The organism is Bradyrhizobium sp. HKCCYLS20291 (assembly GCF_051167715.1).
Lineage (GTDB): Bacteria > Pseudomonadota > Alphaproteobacteria > Rhizobiales > Xanthobacteraceae > Bradyrhizobium.
The window spans coordinates 407,860-434,358 of record NZ_JBNPTO010000001.1 but is presented as its reverse complement, the minus strand read 5'-3'; the positions used below and the strand labels follow the sequence as shown (position 1 = coordinate 434,358).

General features: G+C 65.3%; 26 protein-coding genes and 2 pseudogenes. 15 read left to right on the top strand and 13 right to left on the bottom strand.

Features of this window, described 5'->3' with window-relative positions; genetic code table 11:
- Positions 1 to 44: 44 nt before the first annotated feature.
- The 3 genes from ACQR07_RS02070 (at position 45) to uvrA (ending at position 5,111) form a co-directional block, all read left to right on the top strand.
- Positions 45 to 695 carry an outer membrane protein gene (locus ACQR07_RS02070; RefSeq protein WP_434900703.1) on the top strand — a complete coding sequence of 217 codons (651 nt, stop codon included), beginning with the start codon at positions 45 to 47 and terminating at the stop codon, positions 693 to 695.
- Positions 696 to 1,090: 395 nt separating this feature from the next.
- A complete protein-coding gene (locus ACQR07_RS02065; RefSeq protein WP_434900702.1) occupies positions 1,091 to 1,780 on the top strand; it encodes an outer membrane protein in 690 nt (229 codons plus the stop codon).
- Positions 1,781 to 2,051: 271 nt separating this feature from the next.
- Positions 2,052 to 5,111 carry an excinuclease ABC subunit UvrA gene (uvrA, locus tag ACQR07_RS02060; RefSeq protein ID WP_434900701.1) on the top strand — a complete coding sequence of 1,020 codons (3,060 nt, stop codon included), beginning with the start codon at positions 2,052 to 2,054 and terminating at the stop codon, positions 5,109 to 5,111.
- Between the two features lie 265 nt (positions 5,112 to 5,376).
- On the opposite strand, the gene ACQR07_RS02055 is transcribed toward uvrA, so the two are convergent.
- A complete protein-coding gene (locus ACQR07_RS02055; RefSeq protein WP_434900700.1) occupies positions 5,377 to 5,673 on the bottom strand; it encodes a hypothetical protein in 297 nt (98 codons plus the stop codon).
- A gap of 371 nt (positions 5,674 to 6,044) precedes the next feature.
- Complete coding sequence (locus ACQR07_RS02050; protein ID WP_434900699.1) at positions 6,045 to 7,037, bottom strand: lipase family protein; 993 nt, start codon at positions 7,035 to 7,037, stop codon at positions 6,045 to 6,047.
- A 282-nt stretch (positions 7,038 to 7,319) separates the two neighbouring features.
- On the opposite strand from ACQR07_RS02050, the gene ACQR07_RS02045 reads away from it, so the two are divergent.
- Positions 7,320 to 7,964, top strand: a complete 645-nt coding sequence (locus ACQR07_RS02045) for an HAD hydrolase-like protein (protein ID WP_434900698.1) — start codon at positions 7,320 to 7,322, stop codon at positions 7,962 to 7,964.
- 34 nt (positions 7,965 to 7,998) lie between these two features.
- On the opposite strand, the gene ACQR07_RS02040 is transcribed toward ACQR07_RS02045, so the two are convergent.
- The 4 genes from ACQR07_RS02040 to ACQR07_RS02025 all read right to left on the bottom strand — a co-directional run bounded on the left by ACQR07_RS02040 (position 7,999) and on the right by ACQR07_RS02025 (position 13,279).
- Positions 7,999 to 8,934, bottom strand: coding sequence for a cytochrome D1 domain-containing protein (locus ACQR07_RS02040; RefSeq protein ID WP_434901043.1), 936 nt, complete (start codon positions 8,932 to 8,934; stop codon positions 7,999 to 8,001).
- Between the two features lie 290 nt (positions 8,935 to 9,224).
- Positions 9,225 to 9,791, bottom strand: coding sequence for an SRPBCC family protein (locus ACQR07_RS02035; RefSeq protein WP_434900697.1), 567 nt, complete (start codon positions 9,789 to 9,791; stop codon positions 9,225 to 9,227).
- Positions 9,792 to 9,896: 105 nt separating this feature from the next.
- Entirely contained in the window at positions 9,897 to 10,820 is a 924-nt protein-coding gene (locus ACQR07_RS02030; RefSeq protein ID WP_434900696.1) for a UPF0149 family protein, read from the bottom strand.
- A gap of 389 nt (positions 10,821 to 11,209) precedes the next feature.
- Positions 11,210 to 13,279: a methyl-accepting chemotaxis protein gene (locus ACQR07_RS02025; RefSeq protein WP_434900695.1), complete on the bottom strand. Its 2,070-nt coding sequence runs from the start codon at positions 13,277 to 13,279 to the stop codon at positions 11,210 to 11,212.
- Positions 13,280 to 13,477: 198 nt separating this feature from the next.
- Between ACQR07_RS02025 and ACQR07_RS02020 the strand changes: the two genes are divergently transcribed.
- The 3 genes from ACQR07_RS02020 to ACQR07_RS02010 all read left to right on the top strand — a co-directional run bounded on the left by ACQR07_RS02020 (position 13,478) and on the right by ACQR07_RS02010 (position 14,522).
- A complete protein-coding gene (locus ACQR07_RS02020; protein WP_434900694.1) occupies positions 13,478 to 13,756 on the top strand; it encodes a DUF2312 domain-containing protein in 279 nt (92 codons plus the stop codon).
- Positions 13,757 to 13,910: 154 nt separating this feature from the next.
- Positions 13,911 to 14,255: a zinc ribbon domain-containing protein YjdM gene (locus ACQR07_RS02015; RefSeq protein WP_434900693.1), complete on the top strand. Its 345-nt coding sequence runs from the start codon at positions 13,911 to 13,913 to the stop codon at positions 14,253 to 14,255.
- Positions 14,256 to 14,330: 75 nt separating this feature from the next.
- Positions 14,331 to 14,522 carry a hypothetical protein gene (locus ACQR07_RS02010; protein WP_434900692.1) on the top strand — a complete coding sequence of 64 codons (192 nt, stop codon included), beginning with the start codon at positions 14,331 to 14,333 and terminating at the stop codon, positions 14,520 to 14,522.
- Positions 14,523 to 14,536: 14 nt separating this feature from the next.
- Here the strand turns inward: ACQR07_RS02010 and ACQR07_RS02005 are convergent, their stop codons facing one another.
- The gene (locus ACQR07_RS02005; RefSeq protein WP_434900691.1) at positions 14,537 to 15,505 is read right to left on the bottom strand and encodes a VOC family protein; all 969 of its coding nucleotides are present in this window, start codon (positions 15,503 to 15,505) and stop codon (positions 14,537 to 14,539) included.
- A gap of 460 nt (positions 15,506 to 15,965) precedes the next feature.
- Between ACQR07_RS02005 and ACQR07_RS02000 the strand changes: the two genes are divergently transcribed.
- The gene (locus ACQR07_RS02000) at positions 15,966 to 16,181 is read left to right on the top strand and encodes a hypothetical protein (RefSeq protein WP_434867106.1); all 216 of its coding nucleotides are present in this window, start codon (positions 15,966 to 15,968) and stop codon (positions 16,179 to 16,181) included.
- Positions 16,182 to 16,408: 227 nt separating this feature from the next.
- A complete protein-coding gene (locus tag ACQR07_RS01995) occupies positions 16,409 to 16,639 on the top strand; it encodes an FmdB family zinc ribbon protein (protein WP_434900690.1) in 231 nt (76 codons plus the stop codon).
- Positions 16,640 to 16,661: 22 nt separating this feature from the next.
- Here ACQR07_RS01995 and ACQR07_RS01990 read toward each other — a convergent pair whose 3' ends face one another.
- The 6 genes and pseudogenes from ACQR07_RS01990 to ACQR07_RS01965 form a co-directional block, all read right to left on the bottom strand.
- Positions 16,662 to 17,093 carry a Rieske (2Fe-2S) protein gene (locus tag ACQR07_RS01990; RefSeq protein WP_434900689.1) on the bottom strand — a complete coding sequence of 144 codons (432 nt, stop codon included), beginning with the start codon at positions 17,091 to 17,093 and terminating at the stop codon, positions 16,662 to 16,664.
- Positions 17,094 to 17,186: 93 nt separating this feature from the next.
- Positions 17,187 to 17,909 carry a DUF3750 domain-containing protein gene (locus ACQR07_RS01985; protein WP_434901042.1) on the bottom strand — a complete coding sequence of 241 codons (723 nt, stop codon included), beginning with the start codon at positions 17,907 to 17,909 and terminating at the stop codon, positions 17,187 to 17,189.
- A gap of 132 nt (positions 17,910 to 18,041) precedes the next feature.
- Positions 18,042 to 18,785 (bottom strand): SH3 domain-containing protein, encoded by a 744-nt coding sequence (locus ACQR07_RS01980; RefSeq protein ID WP_434900688.1) that lies wholly within the window; start codon positions 18,783 to 18,785, stop codon positions 18,042 to 18,044.
- 256 nt (positions 18,786 to 19,041) lie between these two features.
- Positions 19,042 to 19,869: a DUF2066 domain-containing protein gene (locus tag ACQR07_RS01975; protein ID WP_434900687.1), complete on the bottom strand. Its 828-nt coding sequence runs from the start codon at positions 19,867 to 19,869 to the stop codon at positions 19,042 to 19,044.
- Positions 19,870 to 19,894: 25 nt separating this feature from the next.
- Positions 19,895 to 20,194, bottom strand: coding sequence for a copper-binding protein (locus ACQR07_RS01970; protein WP_434901041.1), 300 nt, complete (start codon positions 20,192 to 20,194; stop codon positions 19,895 to 19,897).
- 858 nt (positions 20,195 to 21,052) lie between these two features.
- Positions 21,053 to 21,943, bottom strand: a pseudogene (locus ACQR07_RS01965) (3-hydroxybutyryl-CoA dehydrogenase); the annotation flags it as partial.
- A 383-nt stretch (positions 21,944 to 22,326) separates the two neighbouring features.
- On the opposite strand from ACQR07_RS01965, the gene ACQR07_RS01960 reads away from it, so the two are divergent.
- From ACQR07_RS01960 to ACQR07_RS01935, 6 genes and pseudogenes are all read left to right on the top strand, one after another.
- Positions 22,327 to 22,791: a DUF2231 domain-containing protein gene (locus tag ACQR07_RS01960; protein ID WP_434900686.1), complete on the top strand. Its 465-nt coding sequence runs from the start codon at positions 22,327 to 22,329 to the stop codon at positions 22,789 to 22,791.
- Positions 22,788 to 24,126, top strand: a pseudogene (locus ACQR07_RS01955) (PQQ-dependent sugar dehydrogenase). The gene ACQR07_RS01960 and the pseudogene ACQR07_RS01955 overlap by 4 nt, the downstream one beginning before the upstream one ends.
- A gap of 38 nt (positions 24,127 to 24,164) precedes the next feature.
- Complete coding sequence (locus ACQR07_RS01950) at positions 24,165 to 24,362, top strand: hypothetical protein (RefSeq protein ID WP_434900685.1); 198 nt, start codon at positions 24,165 to 24,167, stop codon at positions 24,360 to 24,362.
- 119 nt (positions 24,363 to 24,481) lie between these two features.
- Entirely contained in the window at positions 24,482 to 24,694 is a 213-nt protein-coding gene (locus tag ACQR07_RS01945; RefSeq protein WP_434900684.1) for a hypothetical protein, read from the top strand.
- A gap of 85 nt (positions 24,695 to 24,779) precedes the next feature.
- Complete coding sequence (locus ACQR07_RS01940) at positions 24,780 to 25,580, top strand: DUF72 domain-containing protein (RefSeq protein WP_434900683.1); 801 nt, start codon at positions 24,780 to 24,782, stop codon at positions 25,578 to 25,580.
- Between the two features lie 174 nt (positions 25,581 to 25,754).
- Positions 25,755 to 26,492 carry a Crp/Fnr family transcriptional regulator gene (locus ACQR07_RS01935; RefSeq protein ID WP_434900682.1) on the top strand — a complete coding sequence of 246 codons (738 nt, stop codon included), beginning with the start codon at positions 25,755 to 25,757 and terminating at the stop codon, positions 26,490 to 26,492.
- The last annotated feature ends 7 nt before the right edge of the window (positions 26,493 to 26,499 follow it).

The following is a 26,499-nucleotide window of genomic DNA, read 5'->3' as shown; positions in this document are numbered from 1 at the left end:
TTTTCGGTGCGACGCGGACTTCGCCGACCACACTGGAGACAAGAATGAAGAAGATCCTGCTCGCGACCGTGGCTCTGGCCGCCCTGGCCGCTCCCGCTGCCGCCGCTGATCTTGCCGCGCGTCCGACCTACACCAAGGCCCCGGTCGTTGCGCCGGTTCAGACCTGGACCGGTTTCTACATCGGTGGCATGGGCGGTTACGCCACCCAAGACAACAACAGCTTCGGCGGCCTGGTGTCCCAGAAGGGCGGCTTCCTCGGCGGCACCCTCGGCTACAACTGGCAGCAGGGTCCGGTCGTGTTCGGCATCGAAACTGATGCAGCCTGGGCCGACATCAACGGCTCGATCGTCGTGCCGGGCGCCTCGTTCACCAGCAAGATCGAGGATATGGGCACCGTGCGCGGCCGCATCGGCTACGCCTTCGGTCCCGCCATGCTGTATGCCACCGGCGGTTACGCTTGGATGGAAAACAAGGCGACCGTCACCGTCCTCGGTCTGACGGGCTTCGGCCGGCAGTTCCACAATGGATGGACCATCGGTGGTGGCGGCGAATACATGTTTGCTCCGAAGTGGTCGGTGAAGGCTGAATACCTCTACAAGAGCTTCGGCAGCGAGAACTATGGCGTTGGCGGCACAGTCCCGTCGGGCGACATCAACCTGCACACCGTGCAGGTCGGTGTGAACTACCACTTCTAAGACTTGGCCTCCGGGCCAACGCACAGAGAAACCTCCGCTCTCGCGAGCGGAGGTTTTTTTGTTGTCACGACGCGCTCGCCCGCAGCGCGCGACGCGGCCGGACAGGCTGCTCGACGATTCGCAGTGGCCCGGCCACACGCGGAACTCACAGGTTGCATCCTGGCGGAACTCACGTTCTGCGCCTTGTTGCATCGGCGCAACGCTGACCGCCGTACAACCCATTCAATTCATTCTGCTTTTTAAACGCGCCCCGTAGTTCCCCGGTTTCGCCTGAAGTGTGGCGCTGAAGTGACGGCTGTGCGCCAGGAAGCCGGCTATGACCGCAACGTAAACGGGGGAACTAGAACTAACAGTGTGTCGCCTGCCGCAAGGCAGGTCTTGGGGAGTTGCGTATCATGTTGCGTATTTTGCGGACGACTAAGACTCTGATTCTGACCGGTGCTGCCTTGACTGCTGCCCTGGCCATGCTGGCTGCGCCGGCCACGGCGGCGGATCTGGGGACCGAAAACTATCTCAAGGCGCCGGTGGCGCCTCCGCAATTCAGCTGGGCCGGCTTCTATCTCGGCACCTCCGGGGGCTACGCCTTCAACAGGGGCGCGCTCGGCGGCGGCCTCGCCGGCGCCACGGCCGGCTACAACTGGCAGAGCGGCAACATCGTGGTCGGCGTCGAGGCCGATGCAGCCTGGACCGACATCAGCAGCTCGAACACCATCGCCACCCTTCGCGGGCCCGGCATCTTGACGGTGAAGATCCAGGACTGGGGAACGTTCCGCGCCCGCTTCGGCCGCAGCTTCGGCAGGCTCCTGGTGTACAGCACCGGCGGCTTCGCCTGGGACGAGATGAAGCTGTCACTGGCGGGACCTGGCGCGTTCAGGGCGTCCGACAGCCATTTTCACGGCGGCTGGACCGTGGGCGGTGGCGTCGAATGGATGCTTGCGCCGCAATGGACGGTGAAGCTCCAGCATCTCCACCGAAACTTCTCGAGCGAGACCTATACGTTCAGCGCGCTCGGCCGCAGCGTCAGCCGCGGCACCGGCACGGTCGGCATGCATTCCGTCGATATTGGCTTCAACTACCGCTTCTGAGGCTGGCGCCATCGCGTGCCCTGAGCCTCCGCCTCACGGCGGAGGCTTTTGTTTGTTCCTCGCGCGCGGTATCGGAGGCGCCCAGCCGGATCAGCTGCTGCCAGACGCTGCCATTCGCCGAACGCATTGTTGATGATTCGCGGACGGCACTGGAAATCCAGGCTCGTTCTTCCTACGTTCCGACGATACCTTTCCCTCTGGCGTCCGATGGCCGGCTTCCGGCGAACGCGCCTGCAACGATGGCGCGTCACAGCGCCGTGGGACGATCGTCATGGATGAAGTGCTCAAGGCCAAGCAGCGCGCGCAAGCCAACCAGTCGAGCCTGCGGGCGATCACCATCCGCGGCGCCCGCGAGCACAATCTCAAGAACATCGACGTCGAGATTCCGCGCGACAGACTGGTGGTGTTCACCGGTCTGTCCGGCTCTGGAAAATCCTCGCTCGCCTTCGACACCATCTATGCCGAGGGTCAGCGCCGCTACGTCGAATCGCTGTCGGCCTATGCGCGCCAGTTCCTGGAGATGATGCAGAAGCCGGACGTCGACCAGATCGACGGGCTGTCGCCGGCGATCTCGATCGAGCAGAAGACGACCTCGAAGAACCCGCGCTCCACCGTCGGCACCGTCACCGAGATCTACGACTACATGCGCCTGCTCTGGGCCCGCGTCGGCGTGCCCTACTCGCCGGCGACCGGCCTGCCGATCGAGAGCCAGACCGTGTCGCAGATGGTCGACCGCGTGCTGGCGCTGCCGGAGGGCACGCGGCTGTATCTCCTGGCGCCGGTCGTGCGCGGGCGCAAGGGCGAGTACAAGAAGGAGCTCGCCGAGTACCTCAAGAAGGGCTTCCAGCGCGTCAAGATCGACGGCACCTTCCACGAGCTCGCCGAGGCGCCGACGCTCGACAAGAAGTTTCCGCACGACATCGACGTCGTCGTCGACCGCATCGTGGTGCGCGCCGACATCGGCCAGCGCCTCGCGGAAAGTTTTGAAACTGCACTGAAGCTCGCTGAGGGCCTTGCCGTCATCGAATTCGCCGATGCCCCTCCCTCGTCATCACCGGGCCGCGCCGAAGGCGCGAGACCCGGTGATCCATCCTCTTCCAAGGAGATGGATGGCCGGGTCAAGCCCGGCCATGACGAGAAGAAGAAGGTGGCAAAAATCCACGACAAGAGCGGCCCTGAGCGGATCCTGTTCTCGGAGAAGTTCGCCTGCCCGGTCTCCGGCTTCACCATCCCGGAAATCGAGCCGCGGCTGTTCTCGTTCAACAATCCCTATGGCGCCTGCCCGGAATGCGGCGGCCTCGGCGTCGAGCAGCATGTCGACGCCGACCTCGTCATTCCCGACAAGGACGTCACCCTGCGCAAGGGCGCGATCGCACCCTGGGCCAAGTCGTCCTCGCCGTATTATCTGCAGACGCTGACCGCGCTCGGCAAATTCTACAAGTTCACGCTCGACACCAAGTGGAAGGACCTGCCGAAGAAGACGCAGAACGCGCTGCTGCACGGCTCGGGCGACGACGAGATCAAGTTCACCTATGAGGACGGCGTCCGCGCCTACGACACCAAGAAGCCGTTCGAGGGCGTCATCACCAACATCGAGCGCCGCTTCCGCGAGACCGAGAGCGAATGGGCGCGCGAGGAGCTCGGCAAGTACTTCAACGACGTGCCCTGCGCCGGCTGCAATGGCTTTCGGCTGAAGCCTGAGGCGCTGTGCGTCAAGGTCGGCGGCAAGCACATCGGTGAGATCTCCGATCTCAGCGTCAAGGCCGCCGGCGAATGGTTCGCCGAGGTGCCGAAGCAGCTCAACGCGCAGCAGACCGAGATCGCCACCCGCATCCTGAAAGAGATCCGCGACCGCCTCACCTTCCTGCTCGACGTCGGCCTGAACTACCTGACCCTGGCGCGCTCCTCCGGCACTTTGTCAGGCGGCGAGAGCCAGCGCATCCGCCTGGCCTCGCAGATCGGCTCTGGTCTGACGGGCGTGCTCTACGTGCTGGACGAGCCGTCGATCGGCCTGCACCAGCGCGACAACGCCCGCCTGCTCGACACCCTGAAGCGGCTGCGCGACCTCGGCAACACCGTGATCGTCGTCGAGCACGACGAGGATGCCATCCGTCTCGCCGACTACGTGCTCGACATCGGCCCCGGTGCCGGCACCCATGGCGGCAACATCGTCGCCGAGGGCACGCCGGCCGAGATCATGCGCAATCCGGCATCGCTGACCGGCAAATATCTGACCGGCGAGTTGGAAGTCGAGGTCCCCGAGCGACGGCCGCCGAACCATCGCCGCACCATCAAGGTCATCAACGCCCGCGGCAACAATCTCAAGAACGTCTCGGCCGAGATTCCGCTCGGCCTGTTCACCGCCATCACCGGCGTCTCCGGCGGCGGCAAATCGACCTTGCTGATCGACACGCTCTACAAGGCGATCGCGCGCAAGCTCAACGGCGCCAGCGAGGGCGCCGCGCCGCACGACCGCATCGAGGGCCTGGAGCACATCGACAAGATCATCGACATCGACCAGTCGCCGATCGGCCGCACCCCGCGCTCGAATCCCGCGACCTATACCGGCGCGTTCACGCCGATCCGCGAATGGTTCGCCGGCCTGCCGGAGTCCAAGGCGCGCGGCTACGAGCCCGGCCGGTTCTCGTTCAACGTCAAGGGCGGCCGCTGCGAAGCCTGCCAGGGCGACGGCGTCATCAAGATCGAGATGCACTTCCTGCCCGACGTCTACGTCACCTGCGACGTCTGCAAGGGCAAGCGCTACAACCGCGAGACGCTCGACGTGCTGTTCAAGGGCAAGTCGATCGCCGACGTGCTCGACATGACCGTCGAGGAGGCCGCCGAGTTCTTCAAGGCGGTGCCGCGCGTGCGCGACACCTTCGAGACTCTCCGCCGCGTCGGCCTCGACTACATCCATGTCGGACAGCAGGCCACCACGCTGTCCGGCGGCGAGGCGCAGCGCGTCAAGCTCGCCAAGGAGCTGTCCAAGCGCGCGACGGGACGCACGCTCTACATCCTCGACGAGCCCACGACCGGCCTGCACTTCCACGACGTCAAGAAGCTGTTGGAGGTGCTGCACGAGCTGGTCGCGCAGGGCAACACGGTGGTCGTCATCGAGCATAACCTCGAGGTCATCAAGACCGCCGACTGGGTCATCGACCTCGGCCCCGAAGGCGGCGACGGCGGCGGCGAGATCGTCGCCTGGGGCCCCCCTGAGGACATCGTCAAGGCGCCGCGCAGCTACACCGGGCAGTTCCTGAAGCCGGTGCTGGAGAAGTCAGCCAAGCCGAAGAAGCGCGGGCGTGGGGCTGCGAGCGAGGCGGCGGAGTAATCTTATAGCCCGGAAGAAAGCAGCGACATCCGGGGTCTCCGCAAAAACCGGCGATGACCCCAGATATCGCTACGCTCATCGGGGCTACGCGGACAAACAATGTTCGTCACGCCGTCATTGCGAGCGAAGCGGCGAAGCGAAGCAATCCAGAGTCCCGCCCGCGACTCTGGATTGCTTCGTCGCTGCGCTCCTCGCAATGACGGTTGAGACGACGGGCTGATGCGTGATCCGAGAGTCCGCTGCATGGCACGAGCAACGGAGTGCATCAGTTCGATTGAACGAACGACTCGGACTCGAAGCAACCAAAACACAGGAAGACGTAGATCATCCCGCAATCCGCGATGCATATCTCGTCATTGATCGAGTCGAGTTGGCCGTAGAACGTCATCTTGACCCGGCAGGTCTTGCAGGTCGGCCATTCATCACCCTGGATGAAATCGGGGCTTCCACCGAGTTGGTGCCGGCGCCCGATTGGCTTTGGCGCCCATTTGAAAGGCGGCATTTCGCGCGCGGCCTCATCCAACGGTTCGGGTGTGAGCTGAAACGGCGGAATGACTTTCATGCGCGGGTCCGCTGGACTTCAAGGTGACGGCTCACCCCAGCCTATTGTCTGCCGCCTGGAAGGCAACGAAAAACCCGCCGCTCGGCGTTAAGAGCGACGGGTTTGATCGAACGACCCTAGCCTTCGGCGAAGCTTACCACGGTCGGTCGACGCCGGTCAGCGTGCCGTTGTTGTTGCCCTGCGGGCGACATCGCCCTGGGTCGGGCTCGGGGTGCCGGGTCAACGGCCGCCCTGCGCAAGGCGTTACCGCGCCGCACTCTCACAAAAATCGTGATGACGTGTTGATCGACGCTGCGTTGCAGCCCTTGCAGGCCTGCGCGACGCAGGCCTGCAAGCCGACGCGCGACGCGCTGCGTGCGCGCGCCAGGGTCTTACGCCGCCACGGCGACCGCGCGCGGCCGCGCCACGCCGGTCTTGGTGATGCCGGGCAGCGGCGGCGCAGCGACGCCGGTCGCATGCGGGAAGTACTGCAGCTGCATCGAATGCATGTAGCCCGCTTCGGCGGTCCAGGAATCGTTTGGCTCCGCGATCGGCGCGATCGTGAACGGATCCGGGTTGCTCGGCACTATCGCCGTGTAGGTCGGAATGGTCAGGCTCAGCGCCTCCAGCGGAAGATAGATCGAGATGTAGTTGGTATCCTTCAGCACCGGCCCGGGCGCCGTGTAGGTGCCGAGGATGCCCTTCAGGTTGGCCCAGCCCATCGGCACGACGTCGTTGCTGTTGACCGCCGCATAATAGGTGTAGGCGGATGCGAAGCTCGTCGCGAAACCCGCGTTCCACATCGTCGGACAGGCAAAGGTGTGCGGCCACAGCGTGAACGTCATTGATGAATTCAGCTTCGGCAGCTGGTCCTGCAGCCAGGCCGTCGCCACCACGGCCAGGGCGCCACCGAGGCTGTGCCCGGTCACCATCAGCTCCAGGTTCTGCTTGGCGGCGACGCCACGCAGATAGTCCAGCAAGGAGAGGCCGGTGGAAGGATCGGTCATCGCGATCGCCAGCGCCAGCGCATCGTTGATCCCGGCACTGATCTGCTGCGGCGCGCTGGCCTGCTGCGGATACAGCCATGGCACCAAATAGAGCGCGTCGGCATCGGCCAGCACGTTCTCGAACGCTGCGCCGACGGAGCCATCGACATCGGTGCCGCGGAAGGCCAGCGCGTAGCTGCCGTCCTTGCCTTGCGCGACATAGGCGAGCACGCCGTTGTTGACGGCCGGTCCCCAGCACAGCGTCCATGGACCATTCGCCGCACCCGACGGCACGGCGCCGAGCAGCTTGGTGAAATCGGCGGGCTGAACGGTATCCAGGGCGTCGTCGATGTAGGCGAAGTAGGACAAATAGGCAGCGGAAACCTTGTTGAGGGCCATCTGGAATCTCTCTCGAAAGGGGGTCGTTGAAAAAACTTCATCAAATTGCGCATGATCGACACGACATGATCCGCGCAACATCATCATAGGTACGACACAGGTCGCGCGCACATCACAACATGTTCAACCCGGGGTTATCGAACCGCGCGGCGGCAGCGCGGCACTCATCAACGCACATCATTGCGCCGGCACCGCACGGTTGCTAAGTCGCAGATCTCCCCGACAGCGAGCTCGGGATCTCCTTCAGCCGCCGCTCATCCAGGCATATCTTCACGCGATCCGATGCCCTACTCCCTCGTCATCTTCGATCTCGACGGCACGCTGTCGGACAGCTTTCCCTGGTTCCGGCTGCATGTGAATGCGGTCGCCGAACGCTTCGGGTTTCGCCAGGTGAAGGACGAGGATGTTGACGGGCTGCGCCATGCCTCGACGCGCGAGATCCTCGACTTCCTCGAGGTGCCGCGCTGGAAGCTGCCGTTCATCGCCCGTCACGTGCGCAAGCTGAAGACCGCGCATGCCGCCAGCATCCCGCTGTTCGACGGCGTCGAGAGCATGCTCGACACGCTCGCCGCCCGCGGCATCCGGCTCGCGCTGGTGTCCTCCGACTCCGAGGCCAATGCGCGCCAGAAGCTCGGATCGCGCGCCGGCCTGTTCGCCGATTACGACTGCTCCGCCTCGGTGTTCGGCAAGGCGCGGAAATTCCGCCGCGTCGTGAGGCGCGCACGTGTCGCGCCAGGTGCGACGATTGCGATCGGTGACGAGACCCGCGACATCGAGGCCGCACGCGCCGCCGGCATTGCGTTCGGCGCGGTGACCTGGGGCTACGCCGCGGAGAAGGCGTTGCGCGCACACCAGCCGGAGCTGGTGTTCACGCAGGTCGCGCACATCGCCGAGCGGCTGCTGGCTGCGCCGAAGCGAGATCGCTAGCCTCTGACCATGATCTCGTGCGTGCCGACGTACGTCAGCGCCGGAGAAACGCCCCGAACGCGCGCGGGCCATTGCCGACCTTGATCTCACCCGCGACCTTCAGCGCTCCGACGTCGATGACGCTGAGGATGTTGCTCTCCCAATTGGCAACGATGACGCGCTGGCCGTCGGCGGTAGCCTCGATGCCCTCGGGATAGTCGCCGACCGTGATGCGCTTCACCGGCTGCAGGCTTGCCAGATCGAACACGCTGACCGTTCCGTCATATTGGTCGGTGACGAACCCCTTGCCCTGGGCCAGCGCCACCGCATAGGGCCGCAGGCCCACCTTGACGCGGCCGATCTCGCGCCGCTCGGCGAGATCGATCACCGAGACGTCGTTGGAGCCGACATTGGCGGTGTAGGCGCGCTTGCCCTCCCCATCGATGGTCACCCCGAACGGCCGCGTGCCGACCTTGACGGTCGCAAGGCGCTGCCGCGTGGCGGTGTCGATCACCGAGACCATGTCGTCGTCGCGGTCGGCCGACAGCAGCAGCGCGCCGTCGGGCGTCACCGCGAGTCCCGAGGGCGACGCGCCGACCGCAATGCTGGCGGTGACGGTGCGGGTTCTCGCATCGATCACGCGGATCGCCGCGTTGTACCAGTCGGCGACATAGACCGTGGCCCCGTCGGGCGCGACCGCGATTCCGAGCGGCCCACCGCCGACATCGATGCGCGCCGTCACCTTGCGCTCGGCAGCATCGATCACGCTGACCGTCTTGTCGTCCGGGCTCGCGACATAGGCAAAGCGGCCATCGGCCGCCACGGCGACCCCGGCCGGCTTGCCCCCGATCGCAATGGTCGCCACCGGCTTGGAGGTCGCGAGGTCGACGATGGTGAGATCGTCGCTGAGCTGATTGGTGACGAAGGCTTCTTCGGCGTGGGCCGGGATGGCGAAGCAGGTGAGCAAGGCTGCGAGCAGAAGAGTCGGGATCCGATACGAAAAAAGAACAGCGCTAGAGCGGCCCCTCTCTCGCGGCGCGCTCGGTGCACCTCGCCCCGCTTGCGGGGGCGCGACGAGCTTCGCTCGCGCTGAGAGGTCGGATTGCATCGAAGATGCAATCCGGGTGAGGGGGTACAGGTCCTTCCGCACACACCACCCGCGCGGCTGCCCGTCACCCCCACCCTCACAGCGCGAGCGAAGCTCGTCGCGCCCGCGTGAAGAACGGGGAGAGGGAGCAGACTGCGTGCTGAGCGCCATGAGCGTCCCCTCGCCCGCGCTGGTCAGCTCCCGCTCTCCACCTTCTTCTTCAGGCCCTCGAGCCCGCCCTTGTAGAGTCCGGTCACCGCGGTGATGGCGGCCTCGTCGCTCAGTTCCGGCGGCGGGTCGTTGTTGGGGAAGCCGCGATAGAAGGCGCCGGTCCATTCGACCACGCTGCCCTTGCCGTCGGCGCTCGGCGTGACCGAAATGGTCGAGGCGTAGTTCGTCACCGGCAGCACCTTCACGTCGACGGCGGTGATGCGGTACGAATAGCTCATCTTGTCGGCGTCGTATTTGTAGAGCTCCTCGTCGACGGTGGCGCCGCCCTTCAAGGTCAGCTTGCGCGTGGCGCCAACCTCGTTGCCCTTGTCACCCTCGGTCTTCTCGACCGGGCCGAGCCAGCTCATGTCCTGGAAGTTCCCCATCACCGCCCACACCTTGGCGGGCGCGGCGTTGATCTCGACATGCTCCTGCACCTTGCGCCGGGTCGGGCCATGGGCATCCGCCGCCAAGATCGTGAGCGTCAGGGCCGTCGTTCCGATCGCGAGCGCCGCCACAGCAGTCAGCGCCTTGCCGAACACCATCCTCATCTCGTTTCCTCAGGTCGTTCTCATTGGCCCGCGCATCCGGCGCGGGCGGCCCATCTTTGCACCGCTCCGGATTGTTGCAACAAAAAAGACCGTGCCGGAGCCGCCTCAATTCGCGCCGCAGCAGCGCTTGAATTTCTCGCCGGAACCGCACGGGCAGGGATCGTTGCGGCCGACCTTGCCGAAGGAGGCGAACGGGTTGGCCCGCTCGGCGAATGCGGGTGTGCCGGGCAGAGGCGCCCCACTCTGCCGATGGCGATAGAGGGTGAGAACGGACTCTCGCACGAGAGCCGCCATCTTGTTGCCGAGCTTGCCGAGCTCGACCGGATCGCTGTGCTCGTCGAACACGGTATCGATGGCCATCATCATGCTCAGGGCAGCCCCCGCCACCTCGCCGCCGACCTGCCGATAGGCCATGAACCGATCGCGACGCAGCTCCACCGCCATGGCGAAGCCCTCGATCCACAGCTCCCAGATCACGTCGCCGTCATCCTCGACGGGGAAGCGCGGCTGGTACAGCTCCGGCGTCGCCTTCAGCGTCCGTGCGATCTCGTCATGATAGGCCATCACGAGGTCCAGCACCGCATTGGCGTGGTCGATGCTCGCAAACACCGAGCGCTGACCTTTGCCGAGCCCGAACGCGGCGGAAAACCATTCACCGGGCGGCACATCTTCGGGCAGGACGAGAAGACCGGCAATGAAACCGTCGAGCTCCCCCAGGACCATGGCCCGGTCGTCGAGCGCGAGCAGCGCCTGGTCGAGCGCGTCGTGAGCGTTGGTCTGCTCCGTCATCTGGAAGCCTGCTCTGCCTTCGGCATGGTTGATTTGCCCGACGCCCAAGCCGGGCGAGCCGCGACACCGCGGTTTGACACCAAAACGGCCCTGCGCGCAAAAACTAAATTCACCCGGCAGATCAGCGGCATCACCCCTGTCCAGTGCCGCCGCGAAAAAGATTACGCTTTCGCATTTACAGAATTTCGGTTTTCCTGGGTGCGTCCTGTCCTCACGAGAGGGACGCTTCGCGGTCGTCACGGGCGTGGAGGGCGGGATGCGATGGACGTCGCGGGCCCGGTGCTTTTGCGCAGACGACGGGTGCTGTGGCGGACGGCGAAATCGTGTGGTCCTGACCTCCCGACGCTGAGGTCAAGCCGGCGTCGATGCTCATGCATCGCGCTGGCGACGGTGGCCAGAAAGCCCGGCGCACCGAGGAGAGCACGTATAAGCCGGTAGAAACCGTCGCGCAGGGAAGGCCGGATGTTCGGCCAATCCTGTGGTTCCTGCCGCCTGCATTTTGTTCGCAGGCGGGCCATGGGTGCGGCCTGCACCCGGCCTTCCCTGCGCCCTCTCACTTCATGAGGGCCTGGAATGAGCAATACCCGGGCGCTCGAGGCGTCGCGGGATCGAGGCTGCTTGTGTCGATGCTACGCGCGCCGAACCGTGCCCAGGAAGCCTTCCACCGCCACGCGGAAGCGGTCGGCGTCGGTGGACATGCGGCGCACCGAATCGACCATCGCCGCGCCCGCATTGCCGGTCTGGCGGTTGAGGGCTGCGACCGAGCCGATCGTGTCGGTCACGGCGCGCGTGCCCTGCGCGGCCTGCTGGAAGTTGCGCGAGATCTCGGTGGTGGCGGCGCGCTGCTGCTCGACCGCGGCCGCGATCGCCGTCATCTTCTCGTCGATGCCGGCGATGTTGCCGCTGATGCCGCGGATCGCCTCGACCGACTCGCCAGTAGCGGCCTGGATCTCGGCGATCTGCCTTGTGATGTCATCGGTCGCGGTCGCCGTCTGCGACGCCAGGTTCTTGACCTCGCCGGCGACCACCGCGAAGCCGCGACCGGCCTCGCCGGCGCGGGCCGCCTCGATGGTGGCGTTGAGCGCCAGCAGGTTGGTCTGGCTGGCGATCGCGGTGATCATCTTGACCACCTCGCCGATGCGATTGGCGGCGCGGTCGAGCATCTCGACGGTGGCGTTGGTCTGCGCCGCCCGCTCGACCGCCTGGCGCGCATCGGCTGCGGAGGCCTGCACCTGGGAGGCGATCTCGGAGACCGAGGCCGTCAGCTCTTCGGTGGCGGCCGCGATGGTCTCGAGATTGGTCGTTGCGGTCTCCGCCGCGCTGGCGACGGCCGTGGTCTGCTCGGTCGATTCGTCGACCAGCTTGCGCACGTCGCCGGCGTTCTGATCGAGCTGGCCGGTGGAGTTGCCCATGCTGACGATGACCGCCTGCACGGTGTCGTCGAAACTCCGGCAGGCGCTGTCGATCGCCTGCGAGCGCTCCAGCCGCTTGCCCTGGTCGTGCTCGCGCTCATTGGCCAGCCGCTCGGCGGTGGCGGCGCTCTCGCGCAGGCCTTCGAGGGCCGAGGCCATTGCGCCGAACTCGTCAGCATGGGCGAATTGCGGCACCTTCGTCTGATAGTCGCGCCGGCCGATGTGATCGATCGCCTGCATCAGCGCCGCGACCGGACGCACCAGGCGGACGCGCACCGCGCGCAGCGCCGCGGCCGCGACCAGCAAGGCGATGACGAAGGCCATCGACTGCATGATCAGGCTGGTCAGCGCCGCCGCCCTGATCGCCTCCGCCCGCGCGATGGCGCCGTCGAGCGCGGTCATGCCGATGGCGATGATGCCGGCGAACGGGCCCTGGCAGAACGCATTCCATTCCGGTGCCGGCATCGCCGGCTTGCCGTTGCCGTCGAAGCCCTTGGCGAGCTGGTCCATGCGCTGATGCGCAGCCTCCACCTCGGCGCGCGACGACTTGATGACGGGGGCGAGCTCGGCGCTGCCGGCGCCCGCCACGAGGTCGTCGAGCCCCGCCCAGCCGGCGCCAACCGTGCCGCGCCACTGCGCGATGGTGGCCTTCTGGGCGTCGTCGAGCGGCTTGGAGGAATTGATATTCGGCCGCAGCGCCGAGCATTGCAGCCCATAGCGGTCGCGGACCTGCCAGGCGAGACGGCGGGCCTGCACCATCTTGGCGATCGCCGGATCGGTCATCCAGGCGCGGTTGGACACGGCGAGCGAGGCGGCGTTGGCAGTGTCCAGCGTCTTGGTCATGGCGTCGTACCACGCCTGGGTGCGGCCCAGCACCCGGTCCGCCCTAGGCTTGGCGGCCTCGTCGAACAGCAGCTTGAACTGCGGCACGGTGGCGTCCCAGTTCGCCTTCAGCCTGGCCACGAGATCGTCACGCTCGGGCATGTCCACGCCGGCGAGCGCGGCGGCGATGCCAGCGTAGCCCTTGGCCTCGATGCCCTGGTATTCGGTGAGCCTGGCGCGCGGATCGTCCTCGGCGAGCAGCACGCTCTGGATGTCGCCGCGATGGGCGCGCATCACCAGAACGTTCTGGAAGATCGCCTTGTCGGCCGCCGTGAGCTGCTCCGTCGCCACGCTCTCGCGATAGCGTCCCGCAGCACCGCTCATCAGGATCGCCGTCGACAACAGAATGCCGGCCGCCAGGACCGACAGGAGCACCATCAGCAGGGTGCTGACCGATTTCTTCATCACGCGCCGCCTCACACACCGTAAAGTGGCAGAATGACACAATTACACAAATTCTTCCTTAACCATGCGGCGGCACCGGCGGCCGCCCGGTTCCGCGTTAAGCACGTCGGACGCGCCGCTGTGGGCAAGGCCTCCGCGTTAAGACATTGGCAACGAACTGCCGCGCATTTTCGCAGTCCCATTAGTACAGGAGTCACCATGTCAGAGATCGGCATTCCCGGCGCGCGCATTCGGTCCTTCGTCGAGCGGATCGAGCACCTCGACGGCGAACTGGCGGAGCTGAACGAGCAGAAGAAGGAAGTGTTCGCCGAGGCCAAGGGCGAAGGCTTCGACGTCAAGATCCTGAAGGAGATCATCAAGCTCAGGAAGCAGGACCAGGACGAGCGCGACGAGCACGAGACGCTGCTCGATACCTATCTGCGGGCGATGGACGCGGCCGAGCCGGCGGCGAAGACGCCCGAGAAGAAGGCGGCGTGAGACGAGGCACGCTCGGCCAGCGACATCTCGACAACGACAGCGCGCGATGGCTCTGCAACGCGCGCTGTGACTGCTGCCGGAGGCGATTTTCCTTGCCCGGTTCCATGCCAGCCTCTAACGCTGCGCCACGCTTGTGCCAGCGCCCGAGGATGAGATGACCGACGCAATGACCTGCCTGCAATGCCGCTCCGAGCACGCCTATCAGGACGGCGCGCTGTGGGTCTGTCCGGAATGCGGTCACGAATGGAGCGGGACTGCGCCGGCCGCGGCCGAGGACGATACGAGCATCCGCGATGCCAACGGCAATGTGCTGGCCGACGGCGACAGCGTCATCGTGATCAAGGACCTCAAGGTGAAGGGCTCGTCGTCGGTGGTGAAGGGCGGCACCAAGGTGCGCAACATCCGTCTGCAGGAAGCCAGCGACGGCCACAACATCGCCTGCAAGATCGACGGCATTGGTCAGATGAACCTGAAGTCGGAGTTCGTGCGCAAGGCCTAGCGCCAAGGCCTAGCGCAAAGCCTCCCGGAACATTCCAGACGCCGCCGCGTTCGGATGAACAACGGGAGGATGGCCATGCTGACGGACGACCAGATCGCGACGCTTTCGGACATCGGCCAGGCGATCGCCTTCTCGCCCCAGCGTCAGGACGAGATCGACGGCCTGATCCGCGACGGCTACGTCGCCAAGGACGGCGACATCTACGAATTGACCGCCAAGGGCCAGAAGGTGCTGACCGATCGCGGCGCCGGCCTCAACGAGGCCTGAGGCGCGGCTTGCGATCACACCCGGATCAGCCTGACCTTGGTGCCCCACGGATCTGCCGTCTCGAACCCGTTCGGCACCGCCTCCAGCGCCGCCCCCGCCTGGCGCAAGCGCGCCTCCTGTCCGGCGAGGAGCTCCTCGCCCTTCACCTCGAACGAGAACCACGAGAGACCCGTAGATCCATCGTCACGACGGCCTGCGCCGGCGCTGCGCCATGTGTTGGCGCCGATGTGATGGTGATAGCGTCCCGACGACAGAAAGGCCGCGCGATCGATCGTCCGCGTCGTATTGAGCCCGATCAGGGACGTGTAGAAGCCGCTCGCCTGGCTGATGTCGCCGACCTTCAGATGCACATGGCCGATACGCAGGCCGTCGGGCGCGCCGGCGTAGTTGCTGGTGCGCGTATCGGTCAAGGCCACGAGGTCGTCGATGTCCAGGTGTTCGGTGCCCATTCTGACGACGCCGTCCTGCCACTGCCAGAGCTCCGGCGCCCGGTCGGCATAGACCTCGACGCCGTTGCCCTCGGGGTCATCGAGGTAGACGGCCTCGCTCACATTGTGATCGGCGAAGCCGGTCAGCGGCGTGTGGTTGCGCGCGACATGCACCAGCCAGCGCGCGAGGTCCTTGCGGGTCGGCATCAGGAACGCGGTGTGAAACAGGCCGGCGGCGCGCGGCGATTCGCGGGCAGCGCCCGGCCGCGGCTCGAGTTCGAGCAACGGCACGCCGCCGGCGCCCAGGCGGACGGATGTCTCGGTCCGCTGCAGGATCGAAAGGCCGATCACGTCGCGATAGAAGGCGGCAACCTTGTCCGAATCCTTCACCCGCAAGGTGACCATGCCGATGCGGATCGGCGTGCGGCTGGCGAAGGTCGGGCCAGCGATGGTGCTCTCTCCGCCTTCGGCCCGGGCCGCGGCGATCGCAGCCAGCGTCATCGACGAGACGCCGGCCAGCTTCAGCAACGCACGACGCGTGAAATCGGCAGTCATGAAATTCCCCCAGAATGATCCCGTCTTCCTACGGAACCGTTCGGCCAGCGCGCAAGCCCGAGGGCACGGCGAGCCGCTCACGTGCGTGTGAACCCTGCCCGCCGTAGTCCGAATTCGAACCCGGCGGTAACTCAGCCCTGCCGCCTTATCCGAAAGGCCGCTCAGGAGCGCTGCAGAAAAAGCAGCGACTGCCGCTTGTTTGACATCACTGAATGCGGTTGCCCGCAGTCATCGCAGACAGCTGCCGCACGACCACCAACAGCGTAACTCATCAGCACCGCAGGAGCACGGGCAGCAGCGAACTCAACGTGACCTCGGCGGCGATCTCATCACGCATCTGTCGCCCTGAGGTAACACCGTAACAATCCTTTCCGTAGCTGAGCGGCCTGGATTCATCCGTTGGCATGAACTCTGCTTTCGTAGTCCTCACCGGGTCCAACTCTTTGGAGGCAGAATCAACGTGCTCGTCACTCTCGTCGCAATGCTCTGCAACGGCCAGCTCTGCATGGAGAAGGTCGTTACCAACAGCGAGATGTCCGGCATCACGATGACATCATGCGCAGTCAACGCGCAGATCGGAATCGCCGACTGGATGTCCAAGGGTCCCTATCACGAGTGGCGTCTTCAGAGTTACAAGTGCGTCGCCGGCAATTACGTGCCCAAGACACACGCATGATCCCCTGGGCGGCTGGTATCCTGCTCGGAGCCAGCCGCCGGCTTGATATGAGCGAGAGCATGTCGACTGTTAGACGCAGGCTTCGTCGCATTCGAAACAGACGATGGAGCCAAGAGACGCCGTTCGTATGCGAATGAGCGTGATCGAGGCGCGAAGGCTGCGTTCCGCGCGGTCTCGATGCTGGCCCGCTTCATGCAATGCCCATCCCGCCAACGAGGGGATGCGCCATGCCGTTCTACAGCTTTCATTGTCCAGCCTGCGCTGAGGATGTCGAGCTCCTGATCGGGATCTCGGAAAAGCCGGTATGCCCGACCTGCGGCGGCCGCAAGCTCGTCCGGTTGCCATCGCTGCCGGCGCCCCCGGCGCGCAGCCCTGGCCTGATCAAAGCGGCGCGGGCCCAGGCAGCCCGCGAGGGCCATTTCAGCAACTACAGCCGCGCCGAACGGAAGAAGCGCTGACGCCTGGCGGGGCCGCCGCCGATCAGTCGGAGGTGATATGCACCTCCGGGACGGTGTCCGAGGGATCGTCGATATCGAGACCATCCTCCTCATCGAGATCGATGTCCGACAGACAGATGTCCCCGTCGTCGATGACGAGTTCGATCGCCGTCAGCGCCTTCCCCTGACAAGGCCCCGCGAAGCACTGTCCGCTGTCGAGATCGAACATCGCCCCGTGCTGGCTGCATTTGAGGAAATTGCCCTCGTCGTCCATGACCTCGCCAAGCTGCTTGTCGAGGCGCACGCCCTCGTGCGGACAGACATTCTCGAAGCCGTAGAAATTGTTGCCCTTCCGCGTGACCAGGATCGGCCACGGCTTGGCGCCCCCCTCGGGCTCGCGTCGCTGCAGGACGAAGGCCCGCGCCCCACCATCTTCCACCTCATAGGTCGTGCAGATCGCAAACAACGTGCTCATCGCCAGCCTCCTCTGGCGCATACACGACATTGCATGCGCCCGAGAAAGTTCCGCAGCAAGCGACATGCCAGCCGTACCACAAGAGCGTCGGCCTCACGCCACCGGCATGCCGAGGCGCCCGATGCCGGGCAACTTGAGTGCAGGCCGCCGCATGTCGACGCCGAGAACGCCGCCGAAGAAGTTGAGTTCGAAACCTTCGATCCAGCCCACCGTCAGTCCGAGATAGCCGCCGAGCGAGAGGAACAGGCCGGTTCCGGACGCCGTGCGTCCCCACCACCGCTCGTAGGGGAAGTCCTTGCCGATCGCAGTCGGCGGCAGCACGGCGTTCAACTCGGGGACGGCATTCAAGGCCGCCTGCACGAAGGTGTTGGAGTTCGGCCCCGGCCAGGCGTTGTAGTCGCCATAGGAGCGGAAACGATAGGTTTCGACCACCTTGCGGATCTTCGGGATGACGCGCTCGGCGTCGTCGCCGTCCACGGCCAGAACAGTCTCCGGCAAAGCTCCGAACCAGCGTCCGTCCGGCGCGAAGCCGTCAACCCGGACCGGCTCGCCCCAAGCGGTGTAGTCGTAGCGCGTATAGCGCGCCGCGCCTTGTTCCTTGACCACGATCCAGGTGTGGACCGCAAAGATCCCGCGCCAGCGAACCGTCCGCGCAGCGAACACGCGTACGATCGCGTCGGCATGATCCTGGGGCGACGGCAGCAGGCCGGCGCTCGAGCGATCCGCGGTCTGCCAATTGCCGCGGCGGTCGCCGCGCAGATAGTTCGCGGCCGACAGCGAGAGCGGAGCGATGATGAGCAGCAGGAAGACGAGCACGAGCTTTTTCACGACGAACGAACGATGACACAGATGCTGGTGACTCGCATGTAGTCATCGTCCCGGCTTTCGCCACCGGCTGGACGCGCGCCGCTACGACCCTACGCTCGCCTGCCCCGCTGGCGGGCGACGTCAATGGCGGTGAAAACCGCCCCCGCCCCCGGATCGACCGCCGCCGCGCATGCCGCTCCCGCCACCGCGTGGAGCATTCATCATCGCGCTGCCTCCGAGATGATGACTTCCGCCAAGTTGCGACAGGCCGCCGACCATCCGCATTTGCGCGCGCGCGCCCTGCGGCGGACCACCGGTGGGAGAGACGGCGACCGCGACCGGCCGCACTCCGGGACGGCCAGCGACCGGCGCCGGCGATCCGGCCACGCCCCCCCCTGGAGCGCCCACCGGATGTGCGCCCCCGCCCGGGCTCGGGCCGGCAGCACCCATGTTGGGCTGCGGCGGAGTCTGAGCCATGACGGGCGGCTGACGGTGCCAGTAGCGGTTCCAGAACGCGTGGCGATGATACCAGGGACGCCCGAAATAGAAGCTGCTCCAATAGGTCGTCAGCACGAACGGCGCGACCGGCACATACTCCACGTATTCGGGGAGATAGACGTAGGACTGGCCGTTGAGATAGGCGAGAGCTCTTGCCGCCACCCACCCGCGCTCCCCCGCCAAGCTGACATCGCACCAAGCGCCACCTTCGATGCAGCCATGGATGGTGACCCGCGTGCCGGCCGGAATGCGCTCGACGGCCGGAAACCCGGAGCCGGGTCCAGCGCGCATCGTGGCCGAACTGCGCACCAGACCGGGAGCGGCCGCCGCCATCGATGCGGGGGCGGCGATCAGCAATGCGGCGACAAGACACGTTCTGAGCTTCACCACGAGCACCTCCTGTCCGTTCGGAGCGACGCGCGTGTCCGCATGCGCAGGCTTGCTCGCTCCGACGTGTGATCGACCGAGATGGTGGCAGCTTATCGCGGCAACCTCGCGGCGATGCGATGGACGCGGCAATCGCAGGGTGCCTCAATGCAGCCGCGAGAAAGTCGGTGATCTCGCGGGACGTCAGCGACAAGGACGTGCAGCGTGAGCCAAGATCTCCACCAAGTCAGTCGCCGCACATGGCTCCCGGCCGGCTTCACGGCGCGCCATTGCCGGAGAGGATCTGCGCGACCCCACCCAGGCTGCGGCGAAACGCCTCGTCGAAGGTCCCGCCGCCCTGCTGCCAACGATGTTGCTGGCCTTCCGACTCGAGCTGCCATTGCGCACGCCAGCCGAGCTCGTCGTCGTTCCAGGTGAGGTGACCGAACAGCTTTGCCTCGGCGCCGGGCAGCATCTCGAACAAACTCGCAGGAGCACGATCGAGCGGACCGAGCTCGCCAAGATCGGCTTGCGCAATCGCCGATGACGCCGGCAGCACGATGTCGAGGCCGCGCTTGGCCGCAGCTGCGCGCAACGCGTCGCGCTGCAGATCGGATTGCCGCGCATCCGATTCCACGAGGAAACTCCTGCTGCCCGACGTCATCACCACCACGACGGCGACGGCCGGACGCGGGGCGAGCCACGGCGCCACGCCCAAGGTCTTGAGCAGATCGTCGATCCTGGCGCGATCGAACGACACGGTGAGGTCATAGGGCCGGTCGCGTGTGCCCTGCTCATCTTGCTTCGGCTTGCCCGACATCTGGTCGTGATAGTCGAAACCGGTGACGAAGTCTGCGGCCCTTGCCTTCAACGGCGCGAGCCTCGGATCAGCGCTCAACTGGAATGCGCCGGACACCTTGATCAGGACGTCTTCGAGGCAGGCCGCAAAGCCGACCCGGCGATTGTCCTCGCCCTGCCCTGTGACGACGGTCTGGGCCCTGTAGAGATCGTCGGCCACTGCCTTTGCAGCATTGCAGAAGCCGACGAGCAGCCACAGTCCGAGGCACCATGCGCCGCCTTGCCAGAGGAAGCCACGCTGTCGCATTGTGTCCTCTTGCAGCCCAGGGAGGTTATTTCTGCCGATCGAGCTTGATGATGGTCTTGACGCCGCTGCCATCGGACGTCGAGAACGTGACGCGATCGCCGGCGTGCACCTCCTCGATCATCGCATTGTCCTTGACCTTGAACTCCTCGGTCGCGGCGGCGGCATTGGCGCCGACGGTTCCAATCTGAACCCGCTTGATGGCCACGGTTCCATTGAGCCGGTTGATGCCCGTCACCACACCCGCGGCGCCCTGCTCCGCAGCAAGCGCAGGCAGGCCCGACACGAGCGCCGCCAGGGCGGCCAAAGTGAGCGTTGCTGCTTTCATCGCTGTTCTCCTGCTGTCTGGTTCGCGGCAGACAAGACGCCGCAAATCCGTTTGGTTCCCGACGATGGCGTATCCGGTCTCACCATAATCGCACATGAACGACGCGGTTTGAAGGCAGACCAGCAGCGGTGCCTGCATCTCGTCGATAGACTTGCCGCTTCCAACTCGATGAGCAATTCGTACTACACGACCGCCTGCACCACCCGGCTCACGCCAAGCTCCACGACGCATGTCGTCATTCCCTTTGATTTGTAGTCAAATGTGGCTCGGTTTTTCCATCTGCGCTGCGTCGCCGCGGAAAGCAATGCCGTAACAACCAATTCATCATTGCGTCATGATGCGCCTTGACAGCGACCTTCGACAGGAGGACCATCGCTGAGGTTGTTGATCGCGAGGAACGCCCAGGGCTCTCCCATAACGATCGAACAACAATACAATGATGACGAGGAGGTTTGATGACTCCACCTCCGTACCCGATCCGCTGAGTGCGATAGTTTCGTTTCGGGCCATCGCATAGCGGCAAACCACGAACGGCACGCCGGGCCCGGGCTTAGTGGGCCGCATCAGCAAGGCATGGCCCCTTGCCCGCCCGGCGCTGCGCCGTGATCATTCGGATAATAGCGGCGAGGCGAGGAGATCCGCGATCTCGGCGCAAATGCGCGCTATCGTCTCTCTCAGGGCGCATCGTTGCGATCGGACGATGCTGTCGCCTGAGCCGATACTGTCGCCTGAGCAAGGACGCTCGTCCTCTGCAAATTCTCGTTCGCAGCTTATTCCGCTTCGCCCGCGTGGCGACGGGCGATTGTCCCGTCGTCGCGCAAGCTCATTCTGTCCGCTGTCAGCGGCTGCCCAAAGTCGCTATTTGGCGTAGTCGTAGAAGCCCTTGCCGGTCTTGCGGCCGAGCTGGCCGGCTGCGACCATTTCCTTCAGCAGCGGGGCCGGACGATACTTCGGATCGTTGAAGCCGTTGTAGAACACCTCCATCACCGACAGCATCGTATCGAGGCCGATCAGGTCGGCCAGCGCCAGCGGGCCGATCGGATGATTGCAGCCGAGCTTCATGCCCTCGTCGATGTCGGCGGCCGTCGCGATGCCTTCCGAATACGCGAAGATCGCCTCGTTGATCATCGGGCACAGGATGCGGTTCACCGCAAAGCCCGGGCTGTTCTTGGCGGTGATCGCGACCTTGCCGATCCGCTTGGCGAAGTCGACCGCCGCGGCGTGAGTGGCGTCGGAGGTCTGGAGGCCGCGGATCAGTTCGAGCAGCGCCATCATCGGAACGGGATTGAAGAAGTGCATGCCGATAAAGCGATCCGGCCGGTCGGTGGCGGTCGCAAGCTTGGTGATCGAGATCGACGACGTGTTGGTGGCGATCACCGCCTCCGGCTTCAGGCTGGCGCAGAGATCCTTGAGGATCTTGAGCTTGAGCTCCTCATTCTCGGTCGCGGCCTCGATGACGAGATCACAGGTCGACAGCTTGGCCTTGTCGGTGGTGCCGGTGATGAGCGACAGCGCCTTGTCCTTGTCGGCGGCCGTCATCTTCTCCTTTTTGACCAGGCGGTCGAGGCTCGAGCCCAGCGTGGCCAGGCCGCGTGCCACCGCCTGCTCCGAGATGTCGACCATGACGATCGGCACGCCGGCGGCGGCGCAGACCTGCGCGATGCCGTTGCCCATGGTGCCCGCTCCGATGATGCCGACCGTCTGAATCATTGCCGCTCTTCCCTCTGGTTCTGCCCGGGCGAACACGCCCGCTCTCTGGCGTGCTGCTTAACAGGCTATCGCGCCGCCCGGTAGACCCCGCGGACCGGCTGCACCAGGTCGGCGAGGCGGCGTGGCCCGACGGCCCAGTCGCCCTTGCGACGGCTTCGGCCGACGGGGAGCGAGACCTGCGAAAGCGTCGCCGAGGCGCCCGTCCTTGCCGAGCGTCGAGAGCTTCGACCTCTGCTCGTGCGACAGGAACGGATGCTAGTGCCTCTCGTTGGTTGTCCGTCGGAAGCCGCGGCGCCGACCATATCCGGCAACGATACCGCACGCGGCAATGGTCGGTTGAACAGGAGCCGCTTCGTTCGAACGCTAGTAGCGGCCGGGTCTCGTAGCGCCCCCTGCTGACAACACGCTCCGAGGAGACCGCCTTGGCGGCCGCCGAAACGAACCATCCCGCCCTGGAGCCGACGGCAGCCATTGCCGGGCATCCGATCCATCCCATGCTGGTGCCATTCCCCATCGTCTGCTTCATCGGCGCTCTCGTCACCGACATCACCTATTGGCGAACCGCCGAGATCATGTGGGCGGACATCTCGGCCTGGCTCCTGATGATCGGCCTCGTCATGGGCGTGCTGGCTGCTCTGGCCGGCCTCATCGACGTCCTCGGCAACCGGTTGATCCGGTCGCAGACGCCGGTCTGGCCGCACATGATCGGCAACCTGATCGTGCTGGTGCTGGCCTTCTTCAACAACCTGATTCATTCGCGCGATGCCTGGACGTCGGTGGTCCCGACCGGGCTCGTCCTGTCCCTGGTGACGGTCCTGATCCTGCCAGTCACTGGCTGGCTCGGCTGGGCGCTGGTGTACCGTCGCCGCGTGGGAGTGGCCAAATGAGAACCGTCACCTCACATCGTCTCGCGCCGCTCGTCGCGGCGCTGCTGCTCGGAACAACCGCGTTCACCGTGACGGGCTGCAACGAAGGCGGCGACCCCAAGGCGGAGGTCGGCGGTAACGTCAAGCTGCCGTCGTTGACGCAGTATCTGGTCCCGCCGATGAACATCGCGACCGTCGTCGGCTGGAAGCAAGGCGAGACCCCGAAGGTCGCTCCGGGGCTGAAGATCGAGGCGCTCGCTACCGGCCTGCAGCATCCGCGCGAGCTGTACACGCTGCCGAACGGTGACGTGCTGGTGGTGGAATCCAAGGCGCCACCCGCTCCGCCTGCGAAGCGGCCGAAGGACATCATCATGGCGTTCGTCGAATCGTGGGCGACATCGGGCGGCAGCACCGGACCGAGCAACCGCGTCACCCTGCTGCATGACGCCAATGGCGACGGCGTGCCCGAGCAGAAGAGCGTCTTCATCGACCACATGAACTCGCCATTCAGTGTCGCCCTGGTCGGCAACGATCTCTACATCGCCAACACCGACGCCATCGTGCGATATCCCTACACGCCGGGCGAAACGCAGATGAAGGATCCTGGCACGACGCTGACGTCGCTGCCCGGCGGCCCGATCGATCACCACTGGACCAAGAGCCTGACGGCAAGCCCGGATGGCCGGCTGCTCTATGTCAGCGTCCGCTCCAACAGCAATATCACCGAGAACGGGATAGAAGCCGAGAAGAACCGCGCTACGATCCTCGAGGTGGACCGCAGCTCCGGCCGTTGGCGCATCTTCGCCAGCGGCCTGCGCAATCCGAACGGGTTGAGCTTCGAGCCGCAAAGCGGTGTCTTGTGGACCGTCGTCAACGAGCGCGACGAGATCGGTCCGGATCTGGTGCCGGACTACATGACCTCGGTGAAGGACGGCGGGTTCTATGGCTGGCCCTACAGCTACTACGGCCAGCACGTCGATCCGCGGGTGCGGCCACAGCGGCCTGATCTGGTCGAGAAGGCGATCGTGCCGGACTACGCGCTCAGCTCGCATGTCGCCCCGCTGGGCATGACCTTCTACACGGCCGATGCACTGCCCCAGGCTTATCGTGGCGGCGCCTTCGTCGGCGAGCACGGCAGCTGGAATCGCACGCCCTTGAACGGCTACAAGGTCGTCTACGTTCCCTTCAGCGGCGGCAAGCCGAGCGGCGAAGCGCAGGATGTCGTCACCGGCTTCCTCAACGATCGGAACGAGGCGCGGCCGGCCGGTCGGGCTTGCCGTCGACAAGACCGGCGCGCTGCTGATTGCCGACGATGTCGGCAACACCGTGTGGCGCGTCACGGCAGCGGGCAGTTGATCCGCGAGTTGCCCAGCCGTTCGACTAAGGAGGATGCAATGGGACTGGCTCAATACGCGATCGTCGCCGTCGAAAGCCATTGGAGCGTGTTGCACGATGGCAATGTTGATGGCGACTATCCCACCAAGGAAGCGGCGTTCGAATCGGCCGCCGCAGCCGCGACGCTGGCGATCAAGCAGGGCCATGAGGTGCATCTGAGCGTGCCCGGCAACGACTCCGAACGTTCCAACTATTGACCCCGTCGCCGCCGGTTCCCGCACAACGTCCCCCGATCGTGATGTGCACGCTAACATGGCTTAGCGACAGCAGGGCGCGACTGATCGAGACTTCCGCATGCTAAACAGGAGGTCTTGGGATGGCGGTCAAGCGGAACAGGCGCAAACAGACGATCTCGTTCGAGGAACGTTTGCGCCAGGCGGCGGCAGAAGCCCGGGAGGCCGCACGGCTGCTGCCGGTTGGAGCCGAACGTGACAGCATGCTGAAGAAGGCGCTCCAGGCCGAGACTGCGGCCCACATCAACGAACTGCTCAGTGCGCCGCCGCGCTACGACGTCGCCAATTCGCGCTGAGTGCTACAACGAGTCCTGCACCGCGCCCGTTCGGAACCTTGGCGGATGTCGCAGCGTCTGAGACCACGCGACGCAGGAACATCGCATGACGAGGATCATGATCGGCACCTCGGGCTGGCACTACGGATCGTGGCGCGGCGCGTTCTTTCCGGCCGGCTTGCTGCTCAGGCACCAGCTCCCCTACTACGCGACCCAGTTCGACACCACCGAGCTCAACGGCGTGTTCTACCGCACGCCGAGCGAGGTGGCCGTCCGCGGCTGGCGTGACCAGACCGGGCCGGGCTTCGTATTCGCCTGGAAGGCGTCGAAATTCATCACGCATTGGAAGCGCCTGTCCGAGCGGTCGGTCAACAGTCTCGAACTGATGGAGAGCCGGCTGGCGCTGCTCGGCGACAAGGCCGGCCCGGTGCTGTTTCAACTGCCGCCGCAATTCGAGGTCGATGCCGATCGGCTGAAGTCCTTCCTGGTGCTGCTGCCGCGGCGCCGGCGCTACAGCTTCGAGTTTCGTCATCCGAGCTGGTATGCGCCCGCCGTCCTGCGCCTACTGAAAGATGCGAACGCCTCGTTGTGCCTTTCCGATCATCACGACGCTCCGGCGCCGTGGCGACGCACCGCCGATTTCGTCTACGTGCGCGGCCATGGGCCAGGCGGCCGCTACAAGGACAGATATCCCGACGCGACGCTAGCGGATTGGGCCAAGCGCATCAAAGGCTGGTCCGCGCGTGGCGCCGATGTCTTTGTCTACTTCGACAACGACCAGAAGAGCGCGGCTCCGTCCGATGCGTTGCGGCTGCGCGCCCTGCTCGAGCAGCCTCGCAGCCGTTCACGGCGTCCGGGCGCGGAGCGCTTCGGAACTTCGCGCCCAGCCCCACGACAACACGGGTAGAAACCGCGTCTCGCGTGTCCATCGCGATTGACGTCAATTGATCGAATGAGCGCGGGGGCGGAGGAGGAACCCGCAATGATCGCAAGACCCCCGACTAATAAAATGCTATGATAACCTAGGTTATTGAAGCTCCACACGCTGGAACCCCTATAAGCGCCGAGGGGGAACCACTCCTTGAGTCATCTGGTTCGCAAGCTCGAGAATTTCGTCCGTCTTTCCGCATCAGACCGCCTGATGCTCAATCGTGCGGCAGCGCAGCGGGTGCGGACCTTCGCGCCACGGACCGACATCGCGCGTGAGGGCGAAAAGCCCAAGGACGTCCATCTGATCCTGAACGGCTGGGCCTGCCGCTACAAGCAGCTCGAGGACGGCCGCCGCCAGATCGTCTCGTTCTTCCTGCCCGGCGACATCTGCGACCTCAACATCTTCATCCTGCGCGAGATGGACCACTCGATCGGGACCATCACCCCGGTATCGATCGCCGACCTGTCGCGCGAGTTCTTCGACGAGATCAGCGCCGGCTATCCACGCGTCGCCGCCGCCTTCTGGTGGGAGACGCTGGTGAATGCGGCGATCCAGCGCGAATGGACCATGAATCTCGGGCAGCGCACCGCATCCGAGCGCATGGCCCATCTGTTGTGCGAGCTGTTTTTCCGGTTGCGGCTCGCCGGATTGACCGAGAACAACAGCTGTCATTTCCCGTTGACGCAGGCCGATCTCGCCGAGGCTACCGGCCTGTCGAAGGTGCACGTCAATCGCACCCTGCAGGAGCTGCGCGCCAGCAATCTGATCGTGCTCAAGGGCAAGATGCTGGTCTTGCCGGATCTCGAGCGCCTGATGAGCGCCGGCCTGTTCAACGCCAATTACCTGCATCTGGATCGCGAGGGACGCCAGCTCGATGCGAACGAATGAGACGTCG